23 protein-coding genes are annotated in these 22,447 nt (G+C 74.9%); 18 read left to right on the top strand and 5 right to left on the bottom strand.

Going from position 1 to position 22,447, the window contains the following annotated elements:
• The first annotated feature begins 35 nt into the window (after positions 1-35).
• From ACFVXH_RS19345 to ACFVXH_RS19390, 10 genes are all read left to right on the top strand, one after another.
• Positions 36-773, top strand: coding sequence for a LysM peptidoglycan-binding domain-containing protein (locus ACFVXH_RS19345; RefSeq protein ID WP_049657627.1), 738 nt, complete (start codon positions 36-38; stop codon positions 771-773).
• Entirely contained in the window at positions 770-2,548 is a 1,779-nt protein-coding gene (locus tag ACFVXH_RS19350; RefSeq protein WP_387825314.1) for a VgrG-related protein, read from the top strand. Before ACFVXH_RS19345 ends, ACFVXH_RS19350 begins: the two co-directional genes overlap by 4 nt.
• 74 nt (positions 2,549-2,622) lie before the next feature.
• Positions 2,623-2,940 carry a PAAR domain-containing protein gene (locus ACFVXH_RS19355; RefSeq protein WP_387825316.1) on the top strand — a complete coding sequence of 106 codons (318 nt, stop codon included), beginning with the start codon at positions 2,623-2,625 and terminating at the stop codon, positions 2,938-2,940.
• The gene (locus ACFVXH_RS19360) at positions 2,937-3,359 is read left to right on the top strand and encodes a GPW/gp25 family protein (RefSeq protein ID WP_049657621.1); all 423 of its coding nucleotides are present in this window, start codon (positions 2,937-2,939) and stop codon (positions 3,357-3,359) included. Before ACFVXH_RS19355 ends, ACFVXH_RS19360 begins: the two co-directional genes overlap by 4 nt.
• Positions 3,359-5,320 (top strand): putative baseplate assembly protein, encoded by a 1,962-nt coding sequence (locus ACFVXH_RS19365; RefSeq protein WP_074002697.1) that lies wholly within the window; start codon positions 3,359-3,361, stop codon positions 5,318-5,320. The genes ACFVXH_RS19360 and ACFVXH_RS19365 overlap by 1 nt, the downstream gene beginning before the upstream one ends.
• Positions 5,317-5,880, top strand: a complete 564-nt coding sequence (locus ACFVXH_RS19370; RefSeq protein WP_387825319.1) for a phage tail protein — start codon at positions 5,317-5,319, stop codon at positions 5,878-5,880. The genes ACFVXH_RS19365 and ACFVXH_RS19370 overlap by 4 nt, the downstream gene beginning before the upstream one ends.
• A gap of 3 nt (positions 5,881-5,883) precedes the next feature.
• Positions 5,884-7,134, top strand: a complete 1,251-nt coding sequence (locus ACFVXH_RS19375) for an NADase-type glycan-binding domain-containing protein (protein ID WP_387825321.1) — start codon at positions 5,884-5,886, stop codon at positions 7,132-7,134.
• Between the two features lie 28 nt (positions 7,135-7,162).
• Positions 7,163-8,182, top strand: a complete 1,020-nt coding sequence (locus ACFVXH_RS19380) for a winged helix-turn-helix domain-containing protein (protein WP_387825324.1) — start codon at positions 7,163-7,165, stop codon at positions 8,180-8,182.
• A gap of 137 nt (positions 8,183-8,319) precedes the next feature.
• The gene (locus ACFVXH_RS19385) at positions 8,320-8,688 is read left to right on the top strand and encodes a hypothetical protein (protein ID WP_387825327.1); all 369 of its coding nucleotides are present in this window, start codon (positions 8,320-8,322) and stop codon (positions 8,686-8,688) included.
• Positions 8,689-8,787: 99 nt separating this feature from the next.
• A complete protein-coding gene (locus tag ACFVXH_RS19390) occupies positions 8,788-10,842 on the top strand; it encodes a transglycosylase domain-containing protein (protein WP_387825330.1) in 2,055 nt (684 codons plus the stop codon).
• Positions 10,843-10,871: 29 nt separating this feature from the next.
• Here the strand turns inward: ACFVXH_RS19390 and ACFVXH_RS19395 are convergent, their stop codons facing one another.
• The gene (locus ACFVXH_RS19395; RefSeq protein ID WP_107086501.1) at positions 10,872-11,363 is read right to left on the bottom strand and encodes a hypothetical protein; all 492 of its coding nucleotides are present in this window, start codon (positions 11,361-11,363) and stop codon (positions 10,872-10,874) included.
• Between the two features lie 302 nt (positions 11,364-11,665).
• Between ACFVXH_RS19395 and ACFVXH_RS19400 the strand changes: the two genes are divergently transcribed.
• The gene (locus ACFVXH_RS19400) at positions 11,666-12,814 is read left to right on the top strand and encodes a PP2C family protein-serine/threonine phosphatase (RefSeq protein WP_380777960.1); all 1,149 of its coding nucleotides are present in this window, start codon (positions 11,666-11,668) and stop codon (positions 12,812-12,814) included.
• Between the two features lie 7 nt (positions 12,815-12,821).
• Here ACFVXH_RS19400 and ACFVXH_RS19405 read toward each other — a convergent pair whose 3' ends face one another.
• Together ACFVXH_RS19405 and ACFVXH_RS19410 are read right to left on the bottom strand one after the other, a co-directional pair.
• Positions 12,822-13,562: an MgtC/SapB family protein gene (locus ACFVXH_RS19405; protein WP_387825334.1), complete on the bottom strand. Its 741-nt coding sequence runs from the start codon at positions 13,560-13,562 to the stop codon at positions 12,822-12,824.
• A 197-nt stretch (positions 13,563-13,759) separates the two neighbouring features.
• Complete coding sequence (locus tag ACFVXH_RS19410) at positions 13,760-14,692, bottom strand: MBL fold metallo-hydrolase (RefSeq protein ID WP_387825337.1); 933 nt, start codon at positions 14,690-14,692, stop codon at positions 13,760-13,762.
• Positions 14,693-14,841: 149 nt separating this feature from the next.
• On the opposite strand from ACFVXH_RS19410, the gene ACFVXH_RS19415 reads away from it, so the two are divergent.
• The 5 genes from ACFVXH_RS19415 to ACFVXH_RS19435 all read left to right on the top strand — a co-directional run bounded on the left by ACFVXH_RS19415 (position 14,842) and on the right by ACFVXH_RS19435 (position 18,141).
• Positions 14,842-15,051 carry a hypothetical protein gene (locus tag ACFVXH_RS19415; protein ID WP_375873122.1) on the top strand — a complete coding sequence of 70 codons (210 nt, stop codon included), beginning with the start codon at positions 14,842-14,844 and terminating at the stop codon, positions 15,049-15,051.
• The gene (locus ACFVXH_RS19420; protein ID WP_387825341.1) at positions 15,038-16,429 is read left to right on the top strand and encodes an amidase; all 1,392 of its coding nucleotides are present in this window, start codon (positions 15,038-15,040) and stop codon (positions 16,427-16,429) included. Before ACFVXH_RS19415 ends, ACFVXH_RS19420 begins: the two co-directional genes overlap by 14 nt.
• A gap of 48 nt (positions 16,430-16,477) precedes the next feature.
• The gene (locus ACFVXH_RS19425) at positions 16,478-17,047 is read left to right on the top strand and encodes a TetR/AcrR family transcriptional regulator (RefSeq protein ID WP_387825344.1); all 570 of its coding nucleotides are present in this window, start codon (positions 16,478-16,480) and stop codon (positions 17,045-17,047) included.
• Positions 17,048-17,231: 184 nt separating this feature from the next.
• On the top strand, positions 17,232-17,786 hold the full coding sequence (locus ACFVXH_RS19430) for a hypothetical protein (protein WP_387825347.1): 555 nt from the start codon (positions 17,232-17,234) through the stop codon (positions 17,784-17,786).
• Between the two features lie 232 nt (positions 17,787-18,018).
• Positions 18,019-18,141, top strand: a complete 123-nt coding sequence (locus tag ACFVXH_RS19435) for a hypothetical protein (protein ID WP_259316342.1) — start codon at positions 18,019-18,021, stop codon at positions 18,139-18,141.
• A gap of 145 nt (positions 18,142-18,286) precedes the next feature.
• On the opposite strand, the gene ACFVXH_RS19440 is transcribed toward ACFVXH_RS19435, so the two are convergent.
• Both ACFVXH_RS19440 and ACFVXH_RS19445 read right to left on the bottom strand, forming a co-directional pair.
• Positions 18,287-18,742, bottom strand: a complete 456-nt coding sequence (locus ACFVXH_RS19440; protein WP_387825350.1) for a hypothetical protein — start codon at positions 18,740-18,742, stop codon at positions 18,287-18,289.
• 85 nt (positions 18,743-18,827) lie between these two features.
• Positions 18,828-19,259: a GNAT family N-acetyltransferase gene (locus ACFVXH_RS19445; protein ID WP_387825353.1), complete on the bottom strand. Its 432-nt coding sequence runs from the start codon at positions 19,257-19,259 to the stop codon at positions 18,828-18,830.
• A 147-nt stretch (positions 19,260-19,406) separates the two neighbouring features.
• Between ACFVXH_RS19445 and ACFVXH_RS19450 the strand changes: the two genes are divergently transcribed.
• Together ACFVXH_RS19450 and ACFVXH_RS19455 are read left to right on the top strand one after the other, a co-directional pair.
• Complete coding sequence (locus ACFVXH_RS19450; protein WP_074002683.1) at positions 19,407-21,095, top strand: enoyl-CoA hydratase-related protein; 1,689 nt, start codon at positions 19,407-19,409, stop codon at positions 21,093-21,095.
• A gap of 132 nt (positions 21,096-21,227) precedes the next feature.
• The gene (locus ACFVXH_RS19455) at positions 21,228-22,319 is read left to right on the top strand and encodes a hydrogenase expression protein HypE (RefSeq protein WP_380739081.1); all 1,092 of its coding nucleotides are present in this window, start codon (positions 21,228-21,230) and stop codon (positions 22,317-22,319) included.
• Positions 22,320-22,447 lie beyond the last annotated feature (128 nt).

Here is a 22,447-nt window from a genome sequence, read left to right on the forward strand (position 1 = left end):
CGCCCGACAGCCCGACCCACGGAAGGAGCACCAGGATGTCCCCAGCGGTCCCCGCGAGCGTCACCCGGGCCCAACTGACCATCATGGAGCCACCGTCCACGGTCGGTGCCCAGCCCGGCGGCACGCTCGCGCAGCTCCGGCTCCAGTTCAACCCGGCGACCCTGGTGCTGCGCAAGACCACCGAGTGGCGGCGCACCCCGTCCCGGATGGCGGGTGAGTCCGCGCTGCCCGAGTTCGTCGGCAGCGGTCCGCGCTCGCTCTCCCTCGACGTGTTCCTGGACTCCACCGCGACCCACGACAACTCGGTGGAGCGGGCGGTGGAGCAGCTGATGACGGCCTGTGTGCCCACCCCGGCCAGCCTGGCGCGCAAGACCCCGGCCAGCCCGTGGATCCGGCTGGACTGGGGCACCCTGAAGACCACGTCGTTCAACGGGGTGCTGACCGGCCTCTCGGTCACCTACTCGCTCTTCGACGTGGACGGGAAGCCGCTGCGGGCGGTCTGCTCGCTCACCATCGACGAGGCCAGCGTCGACCCGGCCGGCCAGAACCCGACCTCGGGCTCGCCGGAGGCCCGCAGCACCCACCGGGTGATCGCCGGCGACAGCCTGCCGCTGCTCGCCTGGCGCGCCTACGGGGACGCCACCGCCTGGCGCACCATCGCGGAGGCCAACGACATCGACGACCCGCTGGCGTTGATCCCGGGCGCGGAGCTGATCGTGCCGGGAATCGAGGAGCTCACCCAGAGCGGCTCCGCGCAGGGGGTACGGCCATGACCACGCCCGAGGCCCGCGGCGGCCGCTCCTTCGCCGCCGACCCCGTCGTCGAGGCGCCCGGCCCGCTGCCGCCGATCTGGGCGACCCAGCTGGTCTCCTGCGACATCGAGGAGAGCGTCGGCCTGCCCGACACCGCCGTGCTGTCCTTCCGGGACGCCGACCACACCTTCCTCTCCGCCACCGGCATCACCATCGGCACCCCGCTGAAGGTGTCCGTGGTGACCGTCCAGGGGAACACCCGGGCGCGGCTGTTCACCGGCGAGGTGACGGCGCTGGAGCTGGAGGTGGACACCACGGGCTCGTACACCGTGGTGCGGGCCTCGGCCGTCACCCACCGGCTGATGCGCGGGCGCCGGGTGAAGGCCTTCCGGAACATGACGACCGCCGACATCGTCCGCGAGGTCGCCTCCGGAGCGGGCCTGACCTGCGGGCGGGTCGACGCCTTCCCGGTCGTCCACCAGCAGCTCTCCCAGGCGAACGTCCCGGACTGGGAGTTCCTCCAGTTCCTGGCGCAGGAGAGCGGCGCCCAGGTACGGGTGGACGACGACGGGAAGCTGGAGTTCGTCAAGCCCGACCCCGCCTCCGGCGCGCCGGCCCCCTCCACCCCCGCGCCGCAGAACCCGCTGGTGCTGGAGTACGGGCGCAACCTGCTGGAGCTGCGCGGCGTGCTGACCGGCGCCGGAGGGGCGGACACCGTCGAGGCGCGCGGCTGGAACGTCACCACCAAGAGCGCCCTGGTCGCCACCGAGCCCGCGGTGACGTCCCAGACCGTGCAGCCGGGGATGAGCCCCTCGGCGGTGACCTCCGCCTTCCCCGGCCGGGCCCGGCTGACCGTCGCCGACACCCCGTACCGCACCCAGGCGGAGACCGCCTCGGTGGCCCGGTCGCTGGCCGCCTCGGTGGCGGCCGGCTTCGGCGAGCTGGAGGTCGTCGCCGAGGGCAACCCGCGGCTGCGGGCGGGCACCGCGGTCGCCCTGGGCAACGTCGGCGCCGCCTTCTCCGGCCGCTACACCGCCACCGGGGTGCGCCACCTGCTCGAACCGTTCCGCGGCTACCGCACCACCGTGGTGGTCAGCGCGGCCCCCGACCGCTCGCTGGCCGGGCTGACCAGCGGCGGCAACGCGCCGCCGCGCGGGCCGCGGATACCCGGCCTGGCCGTCGCCGTGGTCACCGACGTCCGGGAGCCGGGCGGCGGTCAGCGCGGCTGGGTGAAGCTCAAGTTCCCCTGGCTGGACGACACCTACGTCTCCGACTGGGTGCGCACCGTGCAGTGGGGCGGCGCCGGCGGCGGCGGGGTGGTCAGCCCCGAGGTCAACGACGAGGTGCTGGTCGGCTTCGAGCAGGGCGACCTGGACAGCCCGTACGTGCTGGGCGGGCTCTACAACGGCGTGGACCGGCCCTCCCCGCACGACGTGCCGCTGGTCGACGCCGGCTCCGGCAAGGTCAACCGCCGTTCCGTGGTGTCCCGTTCGGGCCACCGGATGGAGCTGCTGGACGTACCGGGCGGCAAGTCCGGCGTCCGGCTGGCGAGCGGCGACGGCAAGCTGGAGGTCAAGCTGGACCAGCAGCGCGGCGAGATCGTGCTGACCGTCCACGGCCTCGGCGGCGCGGCCGGCAGCACCGTGCGGCTCTCCCCCTCCGGCATCACCCTGGACGCGGGCACCGGCACGGTGGACGTGCGCGGCGGATCGGTCACCGTCCGCGGCACGACGGCGGTCACCGTGGAAGGCGGCGCCGAGGCGGTGCTCAAGGGGGCCATCGTCCGGATCAACTGACGTATCGTCACAGACACTTGGCAGTAGACGAGTGCCCCACGACCAGCGGGCACCATCCGAAACGGAGACCGCACATGCCCCCCGCAGCCCGGACCGGCGACCTGACCGATCACGGCGGCGCCCTCACCACCCTGCCGCCGGGCGCCCTCAAGGTGGCGACCGTGCTGATCGGCGGCCGCCCCGCCGCCGTCGTCGGCACCGTCCACGCCTGCGTCGTCCCCCCGCACCTGGCCCTGGGCCCCGGCGACGTGGTGCTGCCCTCCCCGGGCGCGCTCGCCGGGGGAGTGGTGCTGATCGGCGGCCTGCCCGCGGCCCGCGTGGGGGACAAGACCACCTGCGGCGCCACCGTCACCGTCGGCGCGTTCAACGTGCTGATCGGCGGCGCCATATGACGGGCAGCTTCATCGGCCGCGGTTGGGCCTTCCCGCTGCGCGTCAACGCCACCGGCGGCATCGCCCTGGTGGAGCGCGACCGCGAACTCGCGGAGGCGATCCGGCTGATCCTCGGCACCGCCCCCGGCGAACGGCCGATGCGCCCCGAGTTCGGCTGCGGCATCCACGAGTACGTCTTCGCCACCGGCGACAGCACCACCGCCGGGCGGATCGCCCGCGAGGTGCGCATCGCGCTGGAGCGCTGGGAACCGAGGATCGAGGTGGACGACGTGGTGATCGCCTTCGACAGCGTCGAGGAGGGCACCCTCTACATCGACGTCCACTACACCGTGCGGGCCACCAACGACCGCCGCAACCTGGTCTTCCCCTTCTACACCATCCCGGAACACCCGAACTCGGCCGAGGGGTCTGCGAACTGATGGCCCTGCCCTCCCCGAACCTGGACGACCGCCGCTTCCAGCAGCTCGTCGACGAGGCCAAGCGGTACGTCCAGCAGCGCGCCCCCGAGTGGACCGACCACAACGTCTCCGACCCGGGCGTCACCCTGATCGAGACCTTCGCCTACCTGGTGGACCAGCTGCTCTACCGGCTGAACCGGGTGCCGGAGAAGAACTACGCCGCCTTCCTCGACCTGCTCGGCATCCGGCTCTTCCCACCGGCCGCCGCCCGGGCCGAGGTCGACTTCTGGCTCTCCGCCCCGCAGACCGAGACCGTCCTGCTGCGGGCCGGCACCGAGGTCTCCACGCTGCGCACCGAGACCGACGAGGCGGTGGTCCTCTCCACCGCCGAGGACCTGCCGATCGTCCCCAGCTCGCTGGATCGGCTGGTCACCGTCTCCGCCTCCGGCGAGCAGTCCGACGGCACGGCCCGACTGGCCGACGGCGCGGACGTCCGATGCTTCCAGCAGCGCCCGGTGGCCGGGGACGCCATGCTCTTCGCCCTGCCGGCCGTGGTGCCGCGCTGCATCCTGGTCGTCCGGCTGGACAGCCGGGTCGAGGGCGTCGGCGTCGACCCGCGCCAACCGCCGCTGGCCTGGGAGGTCTGGGACGGCGCGCGCTGGATCGCCTGCGAGACCGGCAGCGACACCACCGGCGGCCTCAACCGGCCCGGCGAGGTGGTCGTCTTCGTGCCCGCCGGGCACACCGCCTCGGTGGTCGCCGGACGGCGGGCCGGCTGGCTGCGCTGCCGGGTCACCGAGCCGCAGCCTGGCCAGCCGTTCTACTCCGAGTCGCCCACGATCCGCCGGGCCGAGGTGTTCACCGTCGGCGGCACCGCCACCGCCGTCCACGCGCAGACCGTCACCGACGCGCCGCTCGGTGCCTCGGAGGGCGTCGCCGGCCAGCGCTTCCGGCTCGCCCGGCCCCCGGTGCTGCTCGACGGTGAGCCCCCGGTGGTCGAGGTCGCGGCCGGCGAGGGCTGGGAACGGTGGACGGTCGTCGAGCACTTCGGCGAGTCCTCGCCCACCGACCGGCACGTGGTGCTGGACGCCACCACCGGCGAGTTCCTCTTCCCGCCCGCGGTCCGCGAACCGGACGGCAGCCTGCGAGCCTTCGGCGCCGTCCCGCCCAAGGGCGCCCACCTGCGCGTCCCGCGCTACCGCACCGGCGGCGGGATCGCGGGCAACGTCGCCCGCGGCACCATCACGGTGCTGCGCAGCTCCGTCCCGTACATCGCCCGGGTCGACAACCGGGAGGCGGCCCGCGGCGGGGTCGACGGCGAGACCGTCGAGAACGCCAAGGCCCGCGCCCCGCACCAGCTGCGCCTGCAGGAACGTGCCGTCACCGCCGGGGACTTCGAGCTGATCGCCCGGCAGGCCGCGCCGTCCGCCGCCCGGATCAGCTGCGTGCCCGCCACCGGCGGGGAGGCGGGCGCGGTGCGGGTGCTGGTCGTCCCCGACGCCGTCGCGGACGAGGGCGACCGGCTGCGCTTCGAGCAGCTGATCCCCGACGACCAGGTGCTGGCCGCCGTCGCGACCGCCCTCGACGAGCGGCGGCTGATCGGCACCCGGCTGGTCGTCCAGCCGCCCGCCTACCAGGGCGTGACGGTGGTCGCCCGGCTCACCACCCGCGCCGCCGACCCCGACCGGGTCCGTGAGGAGGTGCTCGCCGCGCTCTACCGGTACCTCAACCCGCTGCGCGGCGGCGCCGACGGCACGGGCTGGCCGTTCGGCCGGGCGGTGCAGTACGGGGAGGTGTTCGCGGTGCTCCAGCGGGTGGCCGCCGTCGCGGGCGTCGACGAACTGCGGCTGTTCCCCGCCGACCCGATCACCGGCCGCCGGGGCGCGCCGACCGAGCGGGTCGAGGTCCCGCCGGACGCCCTGGTCTTCTCCCACCAGCACCAGGTCGTGGTCACCGCGCAGGCCGAGGACGGGCGGTCATGACCAGAGCCGCCGTCCCCGGGCTGCCCAGCCCGCACCCGATCGGCGAACTGCTGCCCGCGCTGTTCGCCGAGGACGACTTCGCCCAGCGGTTCACGGCCGGCCTGGACACCGTCCTCGCCCCGGTCTTCGCCACCCTGGACAACCTGCCCGCCTACTTCCGACCCGGCCTCGCGCCCGCCGACTTCCTCGACTGGCTGGCCTCCTGGGTCGCGGTCGAGGTCGATCCGGCCTGGCCGGTGGAGGTGCGCCGCGCCGTGGTCGGGCGCGCGGTGGAACTGCACCGCTGGCGCGGCACCCGGCGCGGCCTCACCGAACGGCTGCGGCTGGTGCTCGGCGTCGGCGCCGAGCTCGTGGACGGCGGCGGCGCCTCCTGGTCCGCCGACCCGGACGCCCCGCTGCCGCCCGCGCCGAGCGGCGAGCTGCTGGTCCGGGTCTGGCCGCTGCGCGGAGCGGAACCGGACGAGGACCAGGTGCGGTCCGTCGTCAGGGCCGGCTGTCCGGTCCATCTGACCTGCCGGGTGGAGATCCTGCCCGGCCCACCCGGGCGAGCGGAGGACTGACGAATGCCGGTGTGCCCCGAATGCGGAACGGCCAACGGGGAGGGGGACGACTTCTGCGGCAACTGCGGCGCCTACCTCGGCTGGTCGCGCACCGCCGGCGCCGCCCCGGCCGTGCCCGCGCCCGCGCAGGCCGAGCCGGTGCCTGCCCCCGTGCCGAAGCCGACGCCCGCGCCGACGCCCGCCTCCGCGCCTGCTCCCACGCCCACCCCCGCTCCCGCCGAACCCGTACGGCGAAGCGCCTCGCGCCGGACGGCGCGCGCCGAACCGGAAGCCAAGGACGGCGAGGCGAACCAGGAGGCGAAGGACCGGGTCGAAGCATCGCGACCGCCTGCCCCGGCCCCGGCCGCCGAACCCCCGGCCGCCGCCGACCCCCCGCGCCCCGCCACCGCCCCCGTACGCCCGGCCCCCGCGCGGACCCCGGCCCCCGACCCCGCAGCGCAGGTCCCCGGTGCGCAGGCCCCCGCAGCCCCGGCCGACCCGGTGGCCGTCCAGCCCGCCAAGCCCGTCGCGCCCCGCCCCGTCAGCCGGGCGACCGAGGCCGTCGAGACCCAGGACGGCCCGCCCTGCCCCAGCTGCGGCACGCCCAACCTGCCCGGGCGGAAGTTCTGCCGCCGCTGCGCCGCACCCCTGACCCCCACCGAAGCCGTCGCCGAACTGCCCTGGTGGCGCACCCGCTGGCCGTTCCGGCGCCGGGTGCGGATCGGCGGCTCGGGCAACGCGCTGCGCCGCACCATCGCCCTGCTCGCGCTCGTCGCGGTGGTCGTGGCCGGGGTCCTGCTCTTCCCGGCCGGTCAGCGGGTCTTCCAGGACGTCCTGGACAAGGTCCGCGGCACCGCGCCGATCGCCCCCGCCACCACCTCGGCGAGCGCCGCCGTCGAGGGCCACCCGGCCACCCTGGCCGACGACGGCCTCAGCAACACCTACTGGGGCGCGCCCGCGATCGGGGACTCCGTCACCTTCTCCTTCCGCAGCCCGTTCCGGCTGGTGGACCTGATCGTCCACACCGGGGCCTCCCCGGATCCCCAGCAGTTCCAGCAGCAGGCCCGCCCCGTCGTCCTCACCCTGGAGGTCACCGGGAAGGACGGCGAGGTCCACACCCAGCAGGTCCCGCTCAACGACCAGCCGGGCCCGCAGACCGTCCAGACCGGGATCAGCGACGTCACCCAGGTGAAGCTCACCGTCCGGGAGGCCGCCGGGACCGGCCCCGGCCGCGCCATCGCGCTCGCGGAGGTGGAGTTCTTCAAACGCACCTGACCCCGTCGCCCGCCACCGGAGGGAACCCATGGTCTACCGGATCCACTTCACCTCCCAGGACCTGGCCAGGACCCGGCCGGCGGGTCCGATGCCGTTCGCCGAACTCCTGGCCGCGGCGCGGGCCCTGCAGGACCGGAGCCGCGCGGCGCGGCTGGACCCGTGGCGGCGGAGCGTCCTGGGGCGGCTGCCCGAGCGGGCCCGGATGGCGCTCTCCCTGGCACCGGCGGACGGCTGGGGGCCGACCTTCCTGATGCCCGCGGTGGCAGGCCGGCCGGAGGAGCTGCTGGAGCGGGTACGGGCGACCCCGGGCCGGCTCGTCGCGGCGGAGCTGGCCGCGATCGCCGAGCACCAGCCCGTCCCCGGGTGGGCCCGCCGCCTGGCCGAGGACGGCGCGCTGCGCGAGGAACTCGCCCAGAGCCTCGGCCTCCTCTACGAGCACCTGGTCGGCCGCTACTGGTCGCGGATCACCGACTGCTACGCCGCGGATCGGGCGGTGCGGATGCGCCAGTTCCTCGGCGGGGGAGTCGAGCTCCTGCTCGCCGGCGCCAGCCCCCGGTGGATGCGCTGGAAGCCGCCGGTGCTGGAGGTCCGCAGCAGGGTCGACCACGACCTGCGGCTCCAGGGGCAGGGCGTCCTGCTGGCCCCCTCGGTGTTCGCCAAGCGGGCCATGGTCAGCGACGACTCCCACGGCCTGCCCCAGCCCGCGGTCACCTTCCCGATCGACGACAGCCGCCCCGCGGGCTGGCCGGACCTGCTCGGCCCCGAGCCGGCCCCGGCGGGGTCGGGGCCCACCGTGACCGCCCTGCTCGGGCGCACCCGGGCCGCCGTGTTGCGGGTGATCGCCGACCACCCGGGCTGCTCGACGAAGGAGCTCGCCGCCCTCGCCGGGATCACCCCCTCCAGCGCCAGCGAGCACGCCACCGTGCTGCGCGAGGCCAGGCTGATCGGCACCTCCCGGTACCGCAACACCGCGCTGCACAGCCCGACCGCGCTCGGCCTCGGACTGCTCGGCGACGCGCCCGACGTTCCCGATGTGCCCGGTTCGTAGGGGAGTTGAGCGGTGCGTCCGTGATTCGGGCCAGGCCGAAACACGTCGAGCGGCGGTGCCCCGGACTCCGAGACTGAGGTGCGGGCGCCGGACCCGGCGGCCCGCACCACGACGTCACTGCTCCCAGGAGGTCCCCCATGCGCTTCGTCCACAAGGCCGGCATCGTCCTCGCGGCCGGATTCGCCGCCGCCACCACGCTCCTCGCCCCCGTGGCGAACGCCCAGCCGGCCGTCTCGGCGGCCCCGGCCGACTGCCCCAAGGGCTACATCTGCGGCTACAAGTACAGCAACTACCAGCACCTCATGTTCCGCTTCAGCGACTGCGGCATCCTCCAGGAGATCCCCGACGGCCTGAACAGCGGCGGGTCCTGGTACAACAACCAGTCCACCGGCCTCAAGGCGAAGATGTACGGCAAGTCCAAGAACCTCGTCTACACCACGCCCGGCGCCCCCTACGGCGACCCCACCGCAGACTGGGGCCCGGTCTGGTACGTCAAGGCCTGCTGACCCCGCTCCACGGGCCTGCCGCCGGGTGCGCCGTCCGCGCCCGGCGGCGGGCCGGGCTTCCAAGGAGTTCCTCATCTGCGCCGCGTACGGTCACGCGTCATGGCGGAACTGCGGGTGGTGGCGGGCATACGGAAGCTGGGACACGGGACGCGGCTGGTCGCGGTCAGCGTGGTCGCCGGGGTGGTGGCGGCGGGGATGGTGCTGCCCGCGGTGGCGGCGGTCGGGCTCGGCGCGCAGTCGGCTGCGGACGACTTCCAGAGCCTGCCCGACGACTTCAAGACCCCTCCGCTGTCCCAGGCCACGACGATCCTCGACGCCCAGGGCGGCACGATCGCCACCGTGTACGACCGGGACCGCACGGTCGTCCCGGCGGACCGGATCTCCCCGCTGGTGAAGACCGCGCTGGTGGACACCGAGGACAACCGCTTCTACGAGCACGGCGCGATCGACCTCAAGGGCGTACTGCGCGCCCTGGACAAGAACGCCTCCTCGGGCACCACCGCCCAGGGCGCCTCCACCCTCACCCAGCAGTACGTGAAGAACGTCTTCGTCGAGGAGGCGGGCGACGACCCGCAGAAGGTCGCCGAGGCGCAGCGGCAGACCGTCGGCCGCAAGATCCAGGAGCTGAAGTACGCGATCAAGGTCGAGGAGACCCTGAGCAAGGACCAGATCCTCACCAACTACCTGAACATCACCTTCTTCGGCGAGCAGGCCTACGGCATCGAGGCGGCCTCCCAGCGCTACTTCGGCGTGCACGCCGCGGACCTCACCCTGCCGCAGGCCGCGCTGCTGGCGGGCCTGGTGCAGTCGCCGACCGGCTACGACCCGACGGTCAACCCGACGGCGGCGAAGGAGCGGCGCGACACCGTGCTGCGCAAGATGGCCGGGTACGGGCACATCACCCAGGAGGAGGCCCGGCAGGCGATCGCCGCCCCGCTCGGGCTGAACGTCCAGGCGCCGCAGCAGGGGTGCATCCTGGCCAAGCAGGGCGCGGGCTTCTTCTGCGACTACGTGCGCGAGACGGTGCTCACCGACCCGGCCTTCGGCGCGTCGGCCGCCGAGCGGCAGGCGGTCTGGAAGCGCGGCGGCCTGCAGATCCGCACCACGCTCGACCCGAAGGCCCAGGCGGCGCTCCAGGCCTCGGTCACCGGCCACGTCGACGCGGGCGACCAGGCGGCGACCGCGATGAGCATCGTCCAGCCGGGCACCGGGAAGATCCTGGCGATGGGCCAGAGCCGCCCGTACGGCGTCGACGGCAAGCAGCACCAGACCCAGATCAACTACAACGCCGGCAAGGCCATGGGCGGCGGGCTCGGCTTCCCGACCGGCTCGACCTTCAAGCCGGTCGTCGCGGCGGCGGCCCTGGAGAGCGGCATCCCGGCCGACCAGGCCTACACCACGGACTACAGCATCCCGTGGCCGGCCATGACGGACTGCTCGGGCGGGAGGTTCCCGTCCTCCGGGCAGGTGCACAACGACAGCCAGAGCCTCACCGGCCGGTTCGACATGAAGTCGGCCATGGCGCAGTCCGTCAACACCTACTTCGCGAAGCTGGAGGCCGACACCGGCCTGTGTAACGTCGCGCGGATGACGAACAAGCTGGGCATCACCCAGCAGGCGGGCGGCGAGAAGCTCCAGGTGGTCCCGTCGATGACGCTCGGCAGCAACGACCTGACCCCGCTGACGATGGCGGCCGTCTACGCGGCCTTCGCCGCCCACGGCACCTACTGCGCGCCGACCGCCATCGCCTCGGTGACCGGCCCCGACGGCAAGCCGCTCGCGGTGCCGCAGGCGAACTGCTCGGCGGTGATGTCGGCCGGCACCGCCGACACCGTCAGCGCGATGCTCAAGGGCGTGGTCGAGGACGGCACCGGGCAGACGGCCGGCCTCACCGGCCGGGACAGCGCGGGCAAGACCGGCACCACCAACGACAGCCGCCAGGTGTGGTTCGTCGGCTACACCCCGGAGATGGCGGGCGCGACCGTGGTCAGCGACACCGACGACCCCAAGCCGCTGGACGGCCAGCGGATCGGCGGCCAGGTGGTCGGCCAGGCCTTCGGCGGCACCCTGGCCGGCCCGATCTGGCGCGACGCGATGGACGGCGCGCTGGCGGGCACCCCGGCCGGCACCTTCACGCCGGTGCAGCTGCCCTGAGCCACCGGTGACCCAGGGCAGCCGGTGACTCAGCGGTAGAGCGCCACCCGGGGCTCGACCGTGCCCTGGAGCGGCGCCTTCCCGACCACGGTGACCCGGTAGTGCGCGGTGAGGGTCTGGTGGCCGTGCAGGACGGTCTTGGCCGGGACGAGCCGGGTGTACAGCGTGCCGGTCTGGCTGCCGAGCGGAATGGCGCGCCAGTGGCCGTCGGGGGAGAGCACCTCGATCCGGATGCCCGCCGGGTTGAGGAAGGGCCCGTTGTCCGGCGACTCGACGAGGATCTGCGGGGCCACCGTCCGGTCGGCCGAGGAGTCGTTGCGGTACGTGACGGTGATCGGCCGGGTCGCGTGGTCGCGCGGCAGCGCGGTCTCGGGGAGCTCCACGAAGGACACCGGCGGGGCGGCGGTCGCGGTCCGGGCACCGGTCGCGGCCTGGGCCGGGGCGACGAGCGCGGCGGTCGGCAGGGCGGCGAGGGCCGCGGCCAGGGCCAGGCTCCGACGGGGGATCTTCAGGGTGCGCATGGCGCCTCCTTCGGCCGGCCGCCGGGTCACCGGTGGCGCCGCGTGGTTCGGGCAGGTCCGTACGGGACCACCCTGCCCCCTCACTCGGAAAGCCGCACGCGGTGGAGCGGTGCCGGGCCCGGGCGGGGCGTCGCGAGCCGTGCTCCGACTGGGCCGAACGTGCGAGCGCCGGGGCCACCACGCCGCCGCACCACCCCTGCCGTGACCGGGCCCCGTACCTTGGGCGCAACCTCCGCCGGGCGGCTGCGCGCCGGGCGGGGCGCCCGAACAGCGGGGGACGTCGCGAGAACGGGAGGGACGGCTTGCGGGCGCGTTCCGTCGAGGAGCCGGGGCCGCGGCTGCCGGTGCTGATCAGGTACGGCCACTGGTCCTGGCTGGTGCCGCTGGCGGTGCTGGCGGCGGTGGTGGGCGTGGACGCGGCCACCCCCGTCACGTTCGCGTCCGTCAGCTGGCTGGCGATGGTCCCGGTGGTGACCGCAGGGCTCTGCGGCCCGGCGGCCACCACGCTGTTCGCCCTCCTCGCCGTCGTCGCCTACCCGGCCCTGGACAGCATCTGGAGCAAGTCCCAGGGGATCGAGGACTTCCTGCTGGTGATCGCGGGGGCCGCCGTCTCGGTGCCGATCAGCATCTTCCGCGCCCGGGCCGCCGCCTACGTCCACCACCTCCAGGGCACGGCCGAGACCACCCGGCAGGTGGTGCTGCGCCCGGTGCCGCCGGGCTGGGGCGGGGTGGACTCGGCGGCGCGCTACCTGGCCGCGGACGTCGAGGCCCGGGTGGGCGGCGACTTCTACGACGTGCTGGCCACCCCGTTCGGGGCGCGGGTCATCCTCGGCGACGTCCAGGGCAAGGGCCTGCCGGCGGTCTCCGCGGCGGCGGCCCTGGTCGGCTGCTTCCGGGAGGCCGCCTTCCACGAGGCGGACCTGGCCACCGTCGCGTCCTGGCTGGAGGAGCGGCTGCACCGGCAGAACCTGCTGGCGGAGCGGCTGGGGGAGCAGGAGGAGCGGTTCGCCACGGCGGTGGTCGTCTGGTTCCCGGCCGACGCGCCGGGGGAGGTGGAGGTGGTCAACTTCGGCCACGACAGCCCCCACGTCCTCGGCCCCGCGGGGGTGCGCCAGCTGCCGCCGGGCAACGGCGCACCGCTCGGGCTGGCCCAGCTGGCCGGCGGGCTGCCGGAGGTCCGGCGGCTGAGCCTGGGCCCGGAGGAGACGGTCCTGATCGTCTCGGACGGGGTGACCGAGGCCCGCGACCGGACGGGCGCCTTCTTCGCCCTGCGCGACCACCTGGAGCGCCTGGCCGCCCGGCCCGGGGCGGTCGACCCCGGGCGCCTGGTCGACGAGGTGGCGGCCGAGGTCCTCCGGCACACCGGCGGCCGGTTGACGGACGACACCGCCCTGCTCGCCGTCCGGACGCCCCCGGTGGCGCCGGCGGTGCCGGCCGGGTCGGCGGACTGAGTCGGCCTCAGTCCTCGGCGTGACTGACCGCGCAGGTCAGGACGCCCGGGAGGCGGGCCAGTTCGGCGGTGAGGGCGGACAGGTCCCCCCGGCCGTGCACGGTGAGGTGCACCTCCGCGATCCGCTCGTCGACACCGCCGCCGCCCTCGTCGGGCGGCCCGGCCCGGTCCACGGTCGCCAGTTCGGCCACGGCGAACCCCGCGGCGGTGATCCGGGTGAGCAGCAGCCGCAGCAGGCCGTTGCCCTCGGTGTAGGTGACGTGGCAGCTGACCGGCCGGGTGCGCAGCCTCGGCAGCCGGTGGGTGAGCGGCCGCAGCACGTAGCCGACGAAGAAGTAGGCGGCGGTGGCCGCGGTGGCGAGCAGCGGCAGTCCGGCGGCCGCCGCCGTGCCGATCGCGGCGGTCAGCCAGACGGTGGCGGCCGTGGTCAGCCCCCGGATCGAGCCGCGCTGGACGAAGATCACCCCGGCGCCGATGAAGCCCAGTCCGGAGACGATCTGGGCGGCCATCCTGGACGGGTCCAGGGTGACCACGCCGGACTGGACCACGTCGCTGAAGCCGTACTTGCTCACCAGGGTGAAGAGTGCCGCCCCGAGGCCGACGACGGTGTACGTGCGCAGTCCGGCGGCCTTCTGTCTGATCTCCCGTTCCAGGCCGATCGCGCTGGCCAGGACCAGGGCGATGGCGAAGTCGGTGAAGTGGACCCATCCTTGCCCGAAGGGCTCGACGAACGCTCCCAGCGTCCTCAACTCCTCCTGCCGTCTCAATCGTCCCGCCCGCCCCCGGGAGGGCGGGCACCGATCCCGGTTCGGCGAAGCGGGTGCCGTCGAGCCTACGGTTCATCAGACGATCGGACCGGCGCTCGGACGGGCCGACTTGACGGTCAGGGGGTCGAGCGGAGGCGAACCGACGGCGCGTCGGCTCGGTGGCCCCGCCCGGTGCGCACTCACCGCGCTCCGTCGGCGCCGACGGGCGGGCCGCTCTCCCCGGCCGTCGGGGGCACGGGCCGCAGCCGGTAGGCCTCCCCGTCGGCGAGGACATGGCCGGCGGTGGGCGGGGCGAAGTGGGTGCCGAGCAGCAGGGTGTCGGTACCGGCGAGGGAGGCGAGCAGCGCCCGGCGGGTGGCGGCGGACCGCCGGGGGTCGATGTCGACGCAGGCGCCGATGGCGGGGTGGGCGAGCTGCACGGGGTGGTGGAGGCAGTCGCCGGTGATCAGCGCCGTCCGGCCCCGGCTGGTCAGTTCGACGGCGACGTGCCCCGGGGTGTGGCCGGGGGTGGGGAGCAGGCGCAGGCCGGGGACGATCCGCAGGCCCTCGGCCGGGACGTCGACCAGGTCCAGCAGGCCGGCCCGCTCGACCGGGAGCACCGAGTCGCGGAACAGCTGGGCGCGCGCCTCGTCCATGGGGTACCCGGCCCAGAACTCCCGCTCGGCGCGGGTGGTGAGGTAGCGCGCGCCGGGGAAGGTGGGCTCCCACGCGCCGTCCACCTGCCGGGTGTTCCAGCCGACGTGGTCGGCGTGCAGGTGGGTGAGGACCACCAGGTCGACGGAGTCCGGCGGGAAGCCGGCGGCGGCCAGGCGCTCGGGGTAGTCGGTGCGCAGATCGTGCCAGGCCGGGTTGGCCCGCTGCTTGCCGTTGCCGATGCCGGTGTCGACGAGGACGCGCAGCCCGTCCACGACGACGGCGAAGCTGTGGCTGTCCAGGCGCAGCACGCCGTCGGCGTCGGCGAAGTCGGGGCGCAGCCAGTCCTGGCCGGCCACCAGTTCGGGGGTGGCGTCGGGCAGCAGCCACGGCCCGGTGGCGGGCGGCAGCGGGACTTCGTCGACGCGGTGGACGGTGAGGTCGCCGACCGTCCAGGAAGGGGTAGGGGTGTCGGGCATGGGGCGGTTCCTCCGCTGCAAAAGCCATTCGTTTGCGTTAACGCGACCATAGAACCTACAGTCTCGCTAACGCAAACCCTTAGCTTTTGGTGGGGTGCCTCGTGGTGCCTCGCACCACCCCCGCCTCGCCCACGATCAGGAGCGCATCCATGTCCAATGCGGAGCTCACCCCGCCCGAGGCGGCCCGCCGGGCCGCCCGGGCCGGGCTCGACCTGCCGGCCGACCGGCACGCCGCGGTGGCGGCCACCGCCGAGCACATCCGGTCCGTCGTCGCCGTCCTGCGGGAGCTGGACCTCGGGGACACTCCGCCCGCCGCCGCCTTCCGTGCGGAAGGGGGGCGCCCCGATGCAGCCGTATGAGCTGACCATCGCCGCCGCCTCGGCGCGGATCCGGGAGCGGCGGCTGTCCCCCGTCGAGCTGGTCGACTCCGTCCTCGGCCGCATCGACCGGGTCGAGCCGCACCTCGGCGCGTACGTCGCCGTCGCCGCCGAACAGGCCCGGGACGCGGCGCGCGAGGCCGAGCGGGAGATCGCCCGGGGCCGGTACCGGGGGCCGCTGCACGGCGTCCCGGTCGGGCTCAAGGACCTGATCGACGTCGCCGGATCGCCCACCACCGCGAGCTCCCGGGTCCGGGACGGCCACCGCGCGGCCGCCGACAGCACCGTCGCCGCCCGGCTGCGCGCCGCCGGCGCCGTCCTGGCCGGCAAGACCCACACCCACGAGTTCGCCTACGGCCTGACCACCCCGCAGACCGCCAACGCCTGGGACCGCGAGCGGGTCGCCGGAGGCTCCAGCGGCGGGTCCGCCGTCGCGGTGGCCGCCGGGGCGGCGACCTTCGCCCTCGGCACCGACACCGGCGGCTCGATCCGGGTGCCCGCCGCGCTGAACGGGGTGGTCGGCCTCAAGCCGACCTACGGGCTGGTGCCCCGCCACGGCGTCACCCCGCTGTCCTGGTCACTCGACCACGTCGGCCCGATCACCCGCACCGTGGAGGACGCGGCGCTGGTCCTGGCCGCCCTCGCCGGGCACGACCCGCGCGACCCCGCCTCGGTGGCCGCCCCCGCCGTCGACTACCGGCCGGAGCGGGAGCCGGACCTGACGGGCGTGCGGGTCGGCGTGCCGGTCAACCACTACGTCGACCACGTCGACCCGGAGGTGGCGGCCGCCGTCCACCACGCCGTCGCGCGGCTGGAGGCGCTCGGCGCCCGGCCCGTCGAGGTGGAGGTCCCGCTGGCCCGCTACCTCCTGCCCACCCTGTGGGGCCTGGTGGCGCCGGAGGCCTCCGCCTACCACGCCCGCACCCTGCGCACCGTCCCCGAGCTGTACCAGGCGGACGTCCGGGTCCTGCTGGAGGCCGGCGAGCTGATCGACGCGGGCGACCACCTGCGCGCCCAGCGGGCCCGGACGCTGATCCGCGACGCGTGGGCACGGGTCCTGGAGGAGGTCGACGTGATCGCCGCCCCGACGGTGCCGACCACGGCGGTCCGGGCCGGCCAGGAGACGGTCACCTGGCCGGACGGCACCTCCGAGGGCGTCGCCGACGCCTACGTCCGGCTCTGCGCCCCGGCCAACGTCACCGGCCTGCCCGCCCTGACCGTCCCGGCCGGCCACGACGCGGCGGGCCTGCCGATCGGCCTGCAACTGCTCGGGCGGCCCTTCGACGAGCGCACGCTGCTGCGTGTGGGCCACGCCTACGAGCGCACGCAGCCCGCGCGGGCGCTCGCACCGGTGGTCTGACCGGGCCCGGCCCGCCTTAACGCAAAGGCGACGCTTTAAGATGGCGGTATGAGTCCTCGCCAGATGGCCCGCCCGGGCGGGCGCAGCGCCCGCGTCCAGGAGGCGGTGCACACCGCGGTCCGCGAGCTGCTCGCGGAGGTGGGCCGCGAGGCGCTCACCGTGCCGATGGTCGCCCAGCGGGCCGGCGTCACCCCGTCCACGGTCTACCGCCGCTGGGGCGACCTCGCCGAGCTGCTGTCGGACGTCGCGGTGGAGCGGCTGCGCCCCGACGCCGAACCGGAGGACCGCGGCGGCCTGCGCGCCGACCTCACCGCCTGGGCCGAACAGTTCCTCGACGAGATGGCCTCCGCCTCCGGCCGCGCCTACGTCCGCGACGCCCTCCTCGGCGACCCGGACGGCGGCAACGCCGGCCAGTGCTCGGCCTACGCCGCCGACCAGCTCGGCCTCGTCCTCGCCCGGGCCCGCGCCCGCGGCGAGGACACCCCCGAGGTCGAGACCGCCATGGACCGCCTCGTCGCCCCCCTGATGTACCGCATCCTCTTCCGCCCCTCCGGCCTCACCCCCGCCTACGCCCGCCACCTGGTCACCGACCTCCTCGGCACCCCGGACGGGGCGTAGGGCCCGCCGACGGGCAGAGTCCGGCGCGGTGTGCCCGGCCCGTCCGCTGTGCCCGCCGGGGCGCGGACGGGTCCGGGCGGCCGCCGCGATCCGTCACGCCGTCCTCGCACGCCTCCCGGGCGGTGGCGCTCCGTGGCACCGTCAGTGTGCAAAGCAGTTCGGGGTTCCCTCGTCGGAGGTTCGCATGAACGCTGTTCCGTCCCGAGTCGTCTTCTCCCGCCTCGCCGCCGCGGCCGGGGCCGTGGCGCTGGCCGGCGGGCTCCTCCTCGTCCCGGCGAGCGCGCCGGCCCGTGCCCAGGGGGTGGTGGACGTGCAGTGCACCGGCACGTTCACCGACGAGTTCACCCCCGCGCTGACCAACCAGCCGCAGAACGTCACCATCGCCACCCAGAACTCCTACGCGACGTGCGTGACCGGCCTCCCCGGGTCGAGCTCGGTCACCAACAACGAGCCCGGCGAGACCTGCCTCAACGTGCTCCACACCCTCACCCCGTTCGACGAGACCATCACCTGGAGCGACCAGACCACGAGCACCGTGCACTGGGCCTCCGTGGAGGACACCGGCGGAGCCGCGACCTTCACCGGCACCGTCACCGCCGGCCGTTACCTGGGCGATGCCGCCGTGAAGGCCACGGAGGCCGCCGACATCACCGGGACCAACCCCGAACTGTGCCCGGTCGGGGGCGGCACCATCACCGGAGCCAGCGGCCCCGCCGACCTGACCCTGACCTCGGTGTGACGAAGTCCGGACCCGTCCGGCCCGTGGTCCGTCGGAGGTGTCCGACGGGCCGCGGGCCGGGGAGCGTCGGCGGCAACGCGTCCGAAATTCTGAAATGACATCAAGTCGCCGATGTCATCGGCAGGTTGGCATCAACAGGGAAGCTCTGGTCCACCGAGGGCGATAGCCCGGTGACGGTTGGTCATGGCAGGATCAGCGCGGGTCGACACCGTGTCGACCGAAAGGAGGAGCCATGGCCGAGGACAGCGAGGCGAAGCCGTCCGGCTCGTACGCGGGCACCGAGATCAAGATCGAGGGCGAGGACCACATCATCCTCCGGGAGGACGAGGTCCCGGTGGCCGCCGACGGGGAGTGACGCGCCCACGCTTCGGTGTGGGGAAAGGGCCCCGCCGGTCGCCACCGGAAGGGCCCTTTCTGCTGCGCCGCTGCGGGACTTAGGCGCGCCCTCCGCCGTCCCCGGACCGGATGGACCCGGCCGCGCGGACGGCCGAAGCGGCCGCCTATGGCTGCGGGGGCCCCGCGAGGATGATCGGCCAGTCGCCGTCGGGGCCGAGGAGGTCGTCGAGCGGGGCGTCCGGCGGGCCGAGGAGGACGGCGGCGCCTTCGGCGAGCCGCTCGGCCACGTCCGGGGCGACGGCGGTCTCGGCGCGCAGCACGAGGACGGCCGCCGGGTCGGCGGCCGAGCGGAGCGGGAAGCCGGCCGGGTCGATCTCCGCCCGTTCCAGGACGGCCGGGTGGACGGCGACGGCGACGGTCAGCAGGCCCCCGTCGTAGCTGTGTTCGGCCCAGCCGTCGGTCTGCACCAGGTAGAGGACCTCGTCGCCCTCGTAGCAGTGCCCGCCGAGGCGTTCCAGGGCCTGTTCCCCCGGGGTGCCCTCGGGGTCGACGACCAGGGCGGCCGCCGGGGTGTCCGGCTCGTCGGGGTCGAGGCCGGAACGGACGTGGAGTCGGGCCATCGGGGTGCCTCCGGGGTCGTGCGGGCGGGCGGCGGGTCGGGCACCAGTACACACCGCGCCACCGACAGTCCGGGCCGTCGGGCCGTCAGCGCCCGCCCATCAGGCGGTACATGCCGATCGAGTCGTGGGCGGCGGTGTCCGCGAAGCCGAACTTCTCGTAGAGGAAGCGCGCGGGCCCGTCCGCGATCAGCGAGACGTACGCGGTGGCGGGTGCCCGGCGCTCCAGTTCCCCGGTGAGGGCGGCCATGATGCGCTTGCCGAGGCCGTGGCCCTGGTGCGCGGGGTGGACGCAGATGTCGGTGACCTGGAACGCGGTGCCGCCGTCGCCGATGATCCGCCCCATGCCGACGGGCTCGCCCTGGTGGTGGAGGACCACGCCGTACCAGGTGTTGGGGAGGGCGAGCGCGACCGCCTCGGGGGCCTTGTCGGAGAGGCCGGCGTCGGTGCGCAGGCGGCGGAAGACCTCGACGGTGGGCACGCCGGGGCGGATTTCGTAAGGGTCACTACTCGGAGTCATACCTTACATGCTACCCGCTCGGCCCCGCCGCCCGGCTCCGGCCGCTCGGGTGAACGCGCGGCGCGACATACCGGACGGGACGGGGCGTCACGGGGGCGGAAGCGATGATCGCCGGGTTCCCGGAACCCCACCCCGTCGGAGTCGTACATGCGGATTCTTCTCCTCGCCAGCGCGTTCAACAGCCTCAGCCAGCGGCTGCACGCCGAACTGCGCGACCGGCTCCACACCGTGGACGTCCAACTGGCCGGTGACGACGAGGAGTTGCTCGACGCGGTGCACCGCCTGAAACCCGACCTGGTGCTCGCGCCGATGCTGCGCACGGCGATCCCGCGCGAGCTCTGGTCACAGCTCACCTGCCTGGTCGTCCACCCCGGCCCGCCGGGCGACCGCGGCCCGTCCTCCCTCGACCGGGCCGTCCAGGAGGGCCGCACCGACTGGGGCGTCACGGTGCTGCAGGCCGAGGCGGAGCTGGACGCCGGGCCGGTCTGGGCCTGGGCGCCCTGCCGGCTGCCCGGGTACGGCAAGAGCGACCTGTACCGCAACGAGGTCGCCGACGCGGCGGTGGCGGCCGCGCTGCTCGCCGTCGAACGCTTCGCCTCCGGCGGGTACGCGCCGGAGCCGCAGTCCGGCCCCGGCTGGAGCGGCACCGTACGGACCCGGCCCGCGCTGCGCCAGGAGGAGCGCCGGATCGACTGGGCGGCCGACCCCACCGAGGCGGTGCTGCGCAGGCTCCGCGCGGCGGACTCGCGCCCCGGGGTGCTCGACGAGCTGTGCGGCGGCGCCTGGTACCTGCACGGCGGGCACCGCGAGCCGGTGCTGCGCGGCCGCCCGGGCGAGCTGATCGCCACCCGGGCCGGCGCCGTCTGCCGGGCCACCTCGGACGGCGCGGTCTGGATCCCCGAGCTCCGCCGTCGCACCCCCGGCGGCCCGGCGGGCGTCAAGCTCCCGGCCGCCACGGCCCTCGGCGGGCTGCTGCCGGCGCTGCCGGAGGTGGCGGCGCCGCTGATGCCGGGAGAGGGGGACGGCCCGGTCTGGTCGGACCTGCGCTACCGCGAGGACGGCCCGGTGGGCTTCCTGCGCTTCTCCTTCCCGGGCGGCGCGATGTCCACCGGCCACTGCCGCCGGCTGCTGGCCGCGTACCGCTTCGCCGCGGCCCGTCCGACCTCGGTGCTGGTGCTCGGCGGCGGCCGGGACTTCTTCTCCAACGGCATCCACCTCAACGTGATCGAGGCCGCGCCGGACCCGGCCGTCGAGTCCTGGGACAACATCACCGCGATGGACGAGCTGGTCGACGCGGTGCTCACCACCACCGACCGGCTGGTGGTCGCCGCCGTCGGCGGCAACGCGGCGGCGGGCGGGGTGATGCTGGCCCTGGCGGCGGACGAGGTGTGGTGCCGCGCCGGCTCCGTCCTCAATCCCCACTACCGGCTGATGGGGCTGCACGGCTCGGAGTACTGGACGTACACCCTGCCGCGCCGGGTCGGCGCGGCGGCGGCCGAGCGGCTGACCCGCCAGGCGCTCCCGGTCTCCGCGGCGACGGCCGAGCGGATCGGCCTGGTCGACCGGGTGCTGGCCTGCGGGCCCGAGGAGTTCGGGCCGTCCGCGGCCCACCTGGCCGGGCTGCTCGCCGCCTCGCCCACCGCCCAGCAGCGGATCGCGGCGAAGAAGGCCGCGCGCGAGGCCGACGAGCGGACGAAGCCGCTCGACGCGTACCGGGAGGAGGAGCTCGCGGTGATGCACCGGCAGTTCTTCACACCCGAATCGCCGTATCACGCGCTGCGTTCCGCGTTCGTCCACAAGCGCCCGGTGCCGACGGGGCCCGCCGCGCGAGCGTGACCCGAACGGCCCCGCCGGGCTTGCCTCCCCGGGCGCCGGCTCCCGCCGCGCGGACCGGCGCCCGGCCCGGACCGTTGCTAAGACTGGCTTCGAGCCATTCCCTCCGGCTCCCATCCCCGAGGAGGCATCCTCATGGGTGCTGCAACAGCTCCAACCGCTTCGACGGCCGGGACGGCCGAGGCTGCCGCGAAGCCCGACACCGACGCGGTGCACATCCTCTGGATCAACGCGGGCCTCAGCTGCGACGGCGACTCCGTCTCGCTGACCGCCGCGATGCAGCCGAGCATCGAGGAGATCGTCACCGGCGCGCTGCCCGGCCTGCCCAAGGTCGCCGTGCACTGGCCGCTGATCGACTTCGAGTGCGGCCCGGTCCAGGGCGCGGACAACTTCGTCGAGTGGTTCTTCAAGGCCGAGCGCGGCGAGATCGAGCCGTTCGTGCTGGTCGTCGAGGGGTCCATCCCCAACGAGAAGATCAAGAAGGAGGGCTACTGGTGCGGCTTCGGCGACGACCCCGCCACCGGCCAGCCCATCACCACCAGCGAGTGGCTGGACCGGCTCGCCCCGAAGGCGACCGCCGTGGTGGCGATCGGCACCTGTGCCACGTACGGCGGCATCCACGCGATGGCCGGCAACCCGACCGGCGCGATGGGCGTGCCGGACTACCTGGGCTGGGACTGGAAGTCCAAGGCCGGACTGCCGATCGTCTGCGTGCCCGGCTGCCCGATCCAGCCCGACAACTTCGCCGAGACCCTCACCTACCTGCTGTACCAGCTGGCCGGCTCCGCGCCGATGATCCCGCTCGACGACAAGCTGCGGCCCGCCTGGCTGTTCGGCGCCACCGTGCACGAGGGCTGCGACCGCGGCGGCTACTACGAGCAGGGGCAGTTCGCCACCGACTACGGCACGCCCGAGTGCCTCGTCCGGCTCGGCTGCTGGGGCCCGGTCGTCAAGTGCAACGTCACCAAGCGCGGCTGGACCAACGGCATCGGCGGCTGCCCGAACGTGGGCGGCATCTGCATCGCCTGCACCATGCCGGGCTTCCCGGACAAGTTCATGCCCTTCATGGACCCGCCGCCCGGCTCGCACGTCTCCACCGCCGCCAGCAGCGCGTACGGCTCGGTGATCCGCAGGCTGCGCGCGATCACCCAGAGCACCCTCGACAAGGAACCCAAGTGGCGCCGCACCGGCAGCCGCCTGACCACGGGCTACCGCCCGCCCTGGTGACGCCGCGGGGCCGCACACCGCCCGGTGTGCGGCCGCCGCCTTCCCCCGCCCCGTCCGCCGGGATCCCCTCCGCGGAGACCCCGCTCCCACGCCCCCCATCCGCACGGCCCCCGCTCGCCGAGGCCCCG

Origin of the sequence: Kitasatospora sp. NPDC058184 (assembly GCF_042883725.1) — a bacterium.
Classification (GTDB): Bacteria; Actinomycetota; Actinomycetes; order Streptomycetales; family Streptomycetaceae; genus Kitasatospora.

Excerpts from the sequence above, each read along its gene's own strand:
- ACFVXH_RS19415 (WP_375873122.1), top strand. The coding sequence starts at position 14,842 with ATGTCCAATGCGGAGCTCACCCCGCCCGAGGCGGCCCGCCGGGCCGCC.
- ACFVXH_RS19435 (WP_259316342.1), top strand. The coding sequence starts at position 18,019 with ATGGCCGAGGACAGCGAGGCGAAGCCGTCCGGCTCGTACGCGGGCACC.
- ACFVXH_RS19370 (WP_387825319.1), top strand. The coding sequence starts at position 5,317 with ATGACCAGAGCCGCCGTCCCCGGGCTGCCCAGCCCGCACCCGATCGGC.
- ACFVXH_RS19450 (WP_074002683.1), top strand. The coding sequence starts at position 19,407 with ATGCGGATTCTTCTCCTCGCCAGCGCGTTCAACAGCCTCAGCCAGCGG.
- ACFVXH_RS19355 (WP_387825316.1), top strand. The coding sequence starts at position 2,623 with ATGCCCCCCGCAGCCCGGACCGGCGACCTGACCGATCACGGCGGCGCC.
- ACFVXH_RS19375 (WP_387825321.1), top strand. The coding sequence starts at position 5,884 with ATGCCGGTGTGCCCCGAATGCGGAACGGCCAACGGGGAGGGGGACGAC.
- ACFVXH_RS19360 (WP_049657621.1), top strand. The coding sequence starts at position 2,937 with ATGACGGGCAGCTTCATCGGCCGCGGTTGGGCCTTCCCGCTGCGCGTC.
- ACFVXH_RS19395 (WP_107086501.1), bottom strand. The coding sequence starts at position 11,363 with ATGCGCACCCTGAAGATCCCCCGTCGGAGCCTGGCCCTGGCCGCGGCC.
- ACFVXH_RS19445 (WP_387825353.1), bottom strand. The coding sequence starts at position 19,259 with ATGACTCCGAGTAGTGACCCTTACGAAATCCGCCCCGGCGTGCCCACC.
- ACFVXH_RS19365 (WP_074002697.1), top strand. The coding sequence starts at position 3,359 with ATGGCCCTGCCCTCCCCGAACCTGGACGACCGCCGCTTCCAGCAGCTC.
- ACFVXH_RS19380 (WP_387825324.1), top strand. The coding sequence starts at position 7,163 with ATGGTCTACCGGATCCACTTCACCTCCCAGGACCTGGCCAGGACCCGG.
- ACFVXH_RS19350 (WP_387825314.1), top strand. The coding sequence starts at position 770 with ATGACCACGCCCGAGGCCCGCGGCGGCCGCTCCTTCGCCGCCGACCCC.
- ACFVXH_RS19420 (WP_387825341.1), top strand. The coding sequence starts at position 15,038 with ATGCAGCCGTATGAGCTGACCATCGCCGCCGCCTCGGCGCGGATCCGG.
- ACFVXH_RS19425 (WP_387825344.1), top strand. The coding sequence starts at position 16,478 with ATGAGTCCTCGCCAGATGGCCCGCCCGGGCGGGCGCAGCGCCCGCGTC.
- ACFVXH_RS19390 (WP_387825330.1), top strand. The coding sequence starts at position 8,788 with ATGGCGGAACTGCGGGTGGTGGCGGGCATACGGAAGCTGGGACACGGG.
- ACFVXH_RS19455 (WP_380739081.1), top strand. The coding sequence starts at position 21,228 with ATGGGTGCTGCAACAGCTCCAACCGCTTCGACGGCCGGGACGGCCGAG.
- ACFVXH_RS19345 (WP_049657627.1), top strand. The coding sequence starts at position 36 with ATGTCCCCAGCGGTCCCCGCGAGCGTCACCCGGGCCCAACTGACCATC.
- ACFVXH_RS19385 (WP_387825327.1), top strand. The coding sequence starts at position 8,320 with ATGCGCTTCGTCCACAAGGCCGGCATCGTCCTCGCGGCCGGATTCGCC.
- ACFVXH_RS19410 (WP_387825337.1), bottom strand. The coding sequence starts at position 14,692 with ATGCCCGACACCCCTACCCCTTCCTGGACGGTCGGCGACCTCACCGTC.
- ACFVXH_RS19440 (WP_387825350.1), bottom strand. The coding sequence starts at position 18,742 with ATGGCCCGACTCCACGTCCGTTCCGGCCTCGACCCCGACGAGCCGGAC.
- ACFVXH_RS19430 (WP_387825347.1), top strand. The coding sequence starts at position 17,232 with ATGAACGCTGTTCCGTCCCGAGTCGTCTTCTCCCGCCTCGCCGCCGCG.